6 protein-coding genes and 1 pseudogene are annotated in these 7,175 nt (G+C 73.8%); 5 read left to right on the top strand and 2 right to left on the bottom strand.

Annotated features, from left to right (window positions below; genetic code table 11):
- The 5 genes from ACIQOV_RS19045 to ACIQOV_RS19025 all read left to right on the top strand — a co-directional run.
- A partial coding sequence (locus ACIQOV_RS19045) for a type I polyketide synthase (protein WP_401049835.1) occupies positions 1-2,345 on the top strand: 2,345 nt, incomplete at its 5' end.
- A 17-nt stretch (positions 2,346-2,362) separates the two neighbouring features.
- Entirely contained in the window at positions 2,363-3,232 is an 870-nt protein-coding gene (locus ACIQOV_RS19040) for a 3-hydroxyacyl-CoA dehydrogenase family protein (protein WP_401049833.1), read from the top strand.
- Positions 3,233-3,254: 22 nt separating this feature from the next.
- Entirely contained in the window at positions 3,255-3,536 is a 282-nt protein-coding gene (locus ACIQOV_RS19035) for an acyl carrier protein (protein WP_401049832.1), read from the top strand.
- Entirely contained in the window at positions 3,529-4,644 is a 1,116-nt protein-coding gene (locus ACIQOV_RS19030) for an acyl-CoA dehydrogenase family protein (RefSeq protein WP_401049830.1), read from the top strand. Before ACIQOV_RS19035 ends, ACIQOV_RS19030 begins: the two co-directional genes overlap by 8 nt.
- A gap of 35 nt (positions 4,645-4,679) precedes the next feature.
- The gene (locus ACIQOV_RS19025; RefSeq protein WP_401049828.1) at positions 4,680-5,780 is read left to right on the top strand and encodes an HAD-IIIC family phosphatase; all 1,101 of its coding nucleotides are present in this window, start codon (positions 4,680-4,682) and stop codon (positions 5,778-5,780) included.
- 42 nt (positions 5,781-5,822) lie between these two features.
- Here ACIQOV_RS19025 and ACIQOV_RS19020 read toward each other — a convergent pair whose 3' ends face one another.
- Entirely contained in the window at positions 5,823-6,485 is a 663-nt protein-coding gene (locus tag ACIQOV_RS19020; RefSeq protein ID WP_401049827.1) for a class I SAM-dependent methyltransferase, read from the bottom strand.
- Positions 6,486-6,601: 116 nt separating this feature from the next.
- Positions 6,602-7,175 (bottom strand): annotated as a pseudogene (locus ACIQOV_RS19015) (AfsR family transcriptional regulator); the annotation flags it as partial.

The raw sequence follows: 7,175 nt of genomic DNA, 5'->3' as shown, positions 1-7,175 counted from the left end.
GGGGCGCGACCGGCCCGACCGGCGCGCAGCCGCAGCCGGCGGACCCCGGTGCGGCGGCCGTCTGGGGCATGCTCCGAGCCGCTCAGCTCGAACACCCCGACCGGTTCGTGCTGCTGGACACCGAAGGGCCGGACCCGGACGGTCTCGGTGACGCGCTCGCCGAGCTCCTCGCCACGGGCGAACCACAGGCGGCCCTGCGCGGTGGCGTCCTGTACGCGCCCCGACTGATACGGCCGCCGGTCACCACCGCCACGGCCACCGCCACGGCCACCGCCACGGCCACGGCCACCCGGCAGGCCGGCCCGTTCGGGCCGTCCGAAGGGACGGTACTGGTGAGCGGGGGCGGTGCTCTCGCGGCCGTCCTGGCGCGCCATCTGGTCGCCGCGCACGGGGTACGCCACCTCCTCGTGCTGAGTCGCCGCGGCGCCGACGCCCCCGGCATGCCGGAGCTGACGGCGGAGCTGGCCGAGGCCGGAGCCGAACTGGCCGCCGTCAGCTGTGATGTGTCCGACCGTCAGGCACTGGCCGCCGCCCTGGCCGCCATCCCCGAACGCCATCCGCTGTGCGCCGTGGTCCACACCGCCGGAGTGCTCGACGACGGTCTGCTGGACGGGCTGACGGGGGAGCGCATGACCGCCGTCCTGCGGCCCAAGTTCGACGCCGCCCGGCACCTCGACCAGCTGACGCGCGGAGCGGACCTGTCCGCGTTCGTCGTCTTCTCCTCCGCCGCGGGCGTGCTGGGCAGCCCCGGCCAGGCGTCCTACTCGGCCGCCAACGCCGCGCTCGACGCCCTCATCGCGGAACGCCGACGGCTCGGGCTCCCCGGCCTGTCCCTGGCCTGGGGCCCCTGGGAGCGGGTGAGCGGGATGACGGCCGAGCTCGGCGGCGCCGAACGGCGGCGCATCGACCGGCGCGGCGCCCGCGGCCTCTCCGACGAGGAGGCCATGGCCCTGCTGGACACGGTGTGCGCCGCGGAAGCCGCCCCGCCGGGAGACGGGAGCCCCGTCGTCCTGGCCCACCTCGACCTCACCGTGTACGGCGACGGCCCGGTGCACCCGATGCTGCGCTCCCTGGTCCGGCGCAGCCCGACCGCGACGACCGGAGCGAAGGGGACGCCGACCGCCGCCGCGGCGCTGCGGCAACGGCTCGACGCCGCCGCCGACGTACAGGAACGCGGGCTGGTCCTGCTTGACATCGTCCTCGCCCAGGCCGCCGAAGTCCTCGGCCACACCGACTCCGGGGCGCTGTCCGCGACGGTGCCCTTCCTCTCCGTCGGATTCGACTCGTTGACCGCGGTCGAGCTCCGCAACCGGCTGGCCGCCGCCACCGGACTGCGGTTGCGGCCCTCCGCCGTCTTCGACAGCGGCACCCCCGCCGCGCTCGCGGCGCGCCTCGCCGCCGAGGCCCCGAGGGACAACACCCCTCGGCCCGAAGCGGCACCCGCAATCGGAACCGCCGCAACCGGAACCGCCGCAACCGGAACCGACACCGCCGACACCGACCCGGTGAGCGTGCTGTTCCGCCGGGCCTGCGCACTCGGCCGGATCGACGAGGGCATCGCCCTGCTCAAGCACGCCTCCGCCCTGCGCCCGGCCTTCCCCAGCGGCAGCGACCTCGCGGCCGCCGGCACCGGCCCGCGGCTGCTGCGCCTGAACGAGCGCGCCGACGCCCCCGTACTCGTCTGCTTCGGCTCCATCGTCGCCCTCGGCGGTGCCCACGAGTACGCCCGCTTCGCGGCCCGCTTCCGGGACCGCTACGCCGTCGCCGCCCTGGACGCCCCCGGATTCACCCCCGAGGAGGAACTGCCCGCCGACATGTCGGCCCTGCTGGACTTCCAGGCGACGACACTGCTCCGGGAACTGCCCGGACGGACGCTCGTCCTGGCCGGCTCCTCCTCCGGCGGCACGCTCGCCCACGGAGTGGCCGCCGCGCTGGAGCAGCGCGGCGAGGGCCCGGCGGCCGTGGTGCTGCTGGACACCTACCTCTCCGACAACGAAGGCATCACCCAGTTCAACGACGTCCTGCTGGGCGGCATGTTCGACCGCGAGGACCGGGCGGCCCCGATGGACGGGACCAGGCTGACCGCGATGGGCGGCTACTTCCGTCTGCTCGACGACTGGAACCCCCCGGCGGTCCGCGCCCCGCTGCTGCTGGTCCGCGCCTCCACCCCGCTCGGCCGCCCGTCCGCCGAAGCCGGTGACTGGCGCTCGTCCTGGGCCGGTGCCGACACCGTCGTCGACGTTCCCGGAGACCACTTCTCGATCATGGAACGGCATGTCGCGACCACCGGCGACGCCGTCGCCGACTGGCTCGGCACCACCCTCCGCACCCCCGAAGACCTGTGAAACCGAAGGAGAGCCCGTTGACCACAGCCCCGTACGACGATTCCCCCCCGCGACACGCCCTCACCGTGCTGGGAGCCGGGGTGATGGGCGTCGGCATCACTGTCCTCGCCCTCGGACACGGCCTGCCGGTCCACCTGGTCGACATCGACCGGGAACAGCTCGACCGGGCCACGGACCTGATCGACCGCGACCTCCGGCTGGCCGAGCTGATGGGCGCCCTGCCCGCCGGGACGCCCCTCGGCGCCCTGGCCACCGGTACCTCGCTCAAAGCCGCCGCCGGAGCCACCGCCGTCGTCGAGGCGGTCACCGAGAACGCCGCGATCAAGGCCGCCGTCCTGTCCGAGGTCTCCGGACTGGTCCGGCCCGGAACCCTGCTGATCACCAACACCTCCTCGATCCCCGTCGACGAACTGGCCGGGGCCGTGGATCGGCCGGAGGATCTGGTCGGCACCCACTTCATGAACCCGCCCTACCTGATCGGCACCGCCGAAGTGGTCCGCGGCGACAAGACCGGGGACCCGGCGATGGCCGCCGTGGCGGCCCTGCTCACGGCGCTGCGGCGGCGGGCGGTGGTCGTCCGGGACGCACCCGGCTTCGTGACCAGCCGCATCCTGCACCCGATGATCAACGACGCGGCCCGGGTCGTGGAGGAGGGCACGGCGACCGCGGAGGACGTCGACGCCCTGATGCAGGGCTGCCTGGGACACCCCACCGGCCCGCTGCGCACCGCGGACCTGATCGGCATCGACAACCTCGTCGACTCCCTCACCGTGCTCCACGAACGCACCGGCGACGACGGCTGCCGCCCCGCCGAACCGCTGCTCCGGCTGGTCCGCGAGGGCAGGCTGGGCCGCAAGTCCGGGCGCGGCTTCTACGACTACACCTGATCACCCCGACAAGGAGACGGCCATGACCACAGCGAACACGCCCGACACCCACGACCTGGAGAAGGAACTGCTGGGATTCCTGGAGGGACACACCGGAACCGCCTGGGACGCCGACACCGACCTGTTCGGCGCCGGCGGCCTGTCGTCCCTGTTCGCCATGCAGTTGGTGGTGTACCTGGAGAAGACCTACGCCATCGCCGTCCGCGGCGCGGACCTGCGGCTGGACAACTTCCGCACCGTACGGCGGATGGCGGAGCTGGTGGACCGGCTCCGGGTGCCCGCCGCCGGGGGACGGCATGAGTGAGGACCTGAACAGCGCCACGACCTCCGTCACCCTGCGGGTCGGCGACCAGGCGGGGGAGTGGGACCGGACCGGCCTCATCCCGCTGGACCTGCTCCGCGAACTGGGCGCCGAGGGCCGACTGTGCGCCGAAGTCCCGGAGCAGTACGGCGGCTGGGGGCTCAGCAGCATGCGCAGCGGCGCGTACACCGCCCACGTGGGCGGCCTCTGCAGCTCGCTGCGCAGCGTGATGACCTCCCAGGGCATGGCGGCATGGACCATCCAGCGCCTCGGCACCGCCGAGCAGTCGGCCGCCCACCTTCCCCGGCTGACCGGCGGCGGACTGGCGGCGGTCGGCTTCAGCGAGCCCGGCGCCGGCAGTGACCTCGCGGCGATGACGACGACCGTCCGCCGCGACGGCGACGCGGTCGTCGTCGACGGATACAAGAAGTGGGTGACCGCCGCCCACTACGCCGACTTGCTGGTCGTCGTCGGCCGCTACGAGGACGGCGCGGCGGCCGTCGTGGTGCCCGCCGACACGCCCGGCGTCCGGATCGAGCGGATCGCCGACCCGCTCGGCTGCCGCGCGGCCGGACACGCGGACGTACACCTCGACGGGGTGCGGCTGCCGGTCGACAGCGTCCTGGGCGGTCACGGACTGCCGCCCGCCCTGCTGGTGACGACCGCGCTGGCCTACGGGCGGATGTCCGTCGCCTGGGGGTGCGTGGGCATCCTGCGGGCCTGTCTGGCGGCGGCCACCGCGCACGCCTCAGGGCGGGAGCAGTTCGGCAGGCCGCTCGCAGAGCACCAGCTCGTCGCCGGGCACCTCGCCGACCTCTACACGGCCGAGCAGGTGGCCTCGCGGGTCTGCGAGCACGCCAGCCGCTGCTGGGACGAAGGGTCGCCGGACCAGGTGGCGGCGACCGTACTGGCCAAGCACGTCAGCGCGACGCAGGCCGCTCGGGGCGCGGCGACGGCCGTCCAGGTACTGGCCTCGGCCGGGTCCCGGGACGGGCACGCGGTGGCCCGGGCGTACCGGGACGCCAAGTTGATGGAGATCATCGAGGGCAGCAACGAGCTGTGCCGGCTGATGCTGGCACAGCACGCCCTCTCCGCTCCGGGGGCACGGTGAGCGGGCCCACGGTCGACGAGACGAGGAAGGACGGCATGGTCGAGATCGTCAAGTGCCTGGTCTGGGACCTGGACGACACCCTCTGGCAGGGCACCCTGCTGGAGGACGGCGAGGTGCACCTGCCGGACGAGGTGCGCAAGGTGGTGATCGAGCTCGACTCCCGCGGCATCCTCCAGTCCGTCGCCAGCCGTAACGACCACGAGCACGCCTGGGCCCGGCTGGAGGCGTTCGGCGTGGCCGAGTACTTCGTCCTGCCGGAGATCGGGTGGGGCCCCAAGTCCGAGTCGGTGCGCCGGATCGCCGACCGGCTGAACTTCGCGCTCACGACCATCGCCTTCGTCGACGACCGGCCCGCCGAACGCGCCGAAGTGGCCTTCCACCTGCCCGACGTACGGTGCTACCCGGCCGAGCAGGTCCTCGCACTCCCCGAACTCGCCGAGTTCACCCCTGCGGCCAGCACCGTCGACTCCCGGCGCCGCCGCCAGATGTACCAGGCGGGCTTCCGCCGCGAGGCCGAGCGGGCGGCCGCCCCCGGCCCCGACGAGGAGTTCCTGCGCTCCCTGGACCTGCGGATGCGCATCGGCCGGGCCACCGGCGAGGAGCTGTCCCGGGTCGAGGAACTCACCCTGCGCACCAGCCAGATGAACGCGACCGGGGTCCACTACCCGGACGCGGTGCTGCGCGGCCTGATCACCGACCCCCGGCACGAGGTCCTGGTGGTCACCCTCACCGACCGGTTCGGCCCGCACGGCGCGGTCGGCGTCCTGCTGCTCGAACGGCACCCGGGCCTGTGGCACCTCAAGCTGCTCGCCACCTCCTGCCGGGTCGTCGCCTACGGCGCCGGCGCGACCCTGCTGAACTGGCTGGCCGACGCCGCCGCCCGGTCCGGAGCCCACCTGGTCGCGGACTTCCGGGCGACCGAACGCAACCGGATGATGGAGATCGCCTACCGGTTCGCGGGCTTCGAGGGCTTGGACGAAGCCCCGTGCCCGTGTGCCGCCGCCCTCGCGCCGGCTCCGGAGGACACCGGACTCCAGCGCCTCCACCTGGTCCCCGGCCCGCGCGTGGTGTCCACCGTCATCAGCGTGGACGCACCCGACCTGAACGTGCCGGAAGGGAGCCCGGGAGCGTCGTGACCGCGGCGGCGGCCGGCGCTCCCGGGCTCCGGCCCGCCGCCCTCAGCGCTTGCGGACGAGTGTGATCCCGTCGGCCATCACCAGCAGCGACAGCTCCACCCGAGGGTCCTCGTGCAGCAGCCGGTTCAAAGCCCGGACCCCGGCGGTCTCCGGGTCCACGGCGGCCGGATCGGCGACCCGGCCGAAGAAGAGGGTGTTGTCGACCACGATCAGACCGCCGGTGCGCAGCAGCGCCAGCGAACTCTCGTAGTAGCGGACGTAGTTGCTCTTGTCCGCGTCGATGAACACCAGGTCGAAGCTCTCCGGCCCGCGCTCCGCCAGCAGCGCGTCCAGGGTCGCGGTGGCATCGCCGATCCGCAGGTCGATCCGCGAGTCGACCCCGTCCCGCTTCCAGAAGTCGGCGCCGATGGCCGGCCACCGGTCGTCGATGTCGCAGGACACCAGCACCCCGTCGGCCGGGAGCGCGCGGGCCATGCACAGGGTGCTGTAGCCGGTGAAGGTGCCGATCTCCAGCACCGCCCGAGCCCCCGTCAACCCGACCAGCAGGGAGAGCAGTTGGCCCTCCTCCGCCATCACCTGCATGGCGGTCCCGCCGGGCAGGTCCGCGGTGGCCTCCCGCAGCTCCCTGAGGAGATCGTCGTCACGGAGGGAGACCTCCCGGACGTAGGCGAGCAGGTCGTGGGTGGCTTCTGTCTGGTGGGCCATGGCGCTGGGGTCCTCTCGAAGGAGATCGGATCGAAGGAGATCGAGTCGAAGGAGATCGAGTCGAAAAGCATCGGGGGAAGGGGAACCGGGCCGCGGGGTGCCCGTCGCCGGGACGGTCACCCGGCGCGCATGTACGGGTGATCGTGCTGCCGTACGGCGACCGCCTGCGCCCGCTCGCGGGCGTACGCCCGCAACAGCGCGTCCAGCCGGTAGCGGCCCCCCGCCGGCTCACCCAGCAGATTCGCCTCGACCAGGGCGTCCAAGGCCTCCTCGGCCTGCGCCTCGGAGCAGCCGAACATCACCGCGACCCTACTGCTGGAGACCGAACGCGATCCGGCGGCTCCCAGCGCGGTGAACACCTCGGCCGGGTCGACCCCGGCCGGAGCCGTCCGCCGGAGCCCGGCGTGGTCGGCGTCGAGGCAGGGCCGGACACCGAGGTCGCCCGCGTACAGTTCGTCCAGCAGCCGCGGGGCGTCCGTGAGCCGCCGGGCGAAGTGCCCGATGGTCCAGTGCGGGCGCTCCAGCAGCCGGGTCCCCGCGATCCGGATCGCCAGCGGCAGGCCCGCGCAGACCGTCAGCACCGAACGGGCCGACCGCGGTTCGGCACCGACCCTGGCCGGGCCGACGATGCTGCCCAGCAGCTCCAGCGACCCGGCCTCGTCCAGCGGGCCGAGTACGAGCGGGGACGCC

It is taken from the genome of Kitasatospora sp. NPDC091257 (assembly GCF_044757675.1).
Lineage (GTDB): Bacteria > Actinomycetota > Actinomycetes > Streptomycetales > Streptomycetaceae > Kitasatospora > Kitasatospora lactacystinica.
This window is presented reverse-complemented; position numbering and strand designations above follow the sequence as displayed.

Bases quoted from the DNA above. Each gene is read 5' to 3' on its own strand.
- ACIQOV_RS19035 (WP_401049832.1), top strand. From the start codon at position 3,255: ATGACCACAGCGAACACGCCCGACACCCACGACCTGGAGAAGGAACTG.
- ACIQOV_RS19030 (WP_401049830.1), top strand. From the start codon at position 3,529: ATGAGTGAGGACCTGAACAGCGCCACGACCTCCGTCACCCTGCGGGTC.
- ACIQOV_RS19025 (WP_401049828.1), top strand. From the start codon at position 4,680: ATGGTCGAGATCGTCAAGTGCCTGGTCTGGGACCTGGACGACACCCTC.
- ACIQOV_RS19020 (WP_401049827.1), bottom strand. From the start codon at position 6,485: ATGGCCCACCAGACAGAAGCCACCCACGACCTGCTCGCCTACGTCCGG.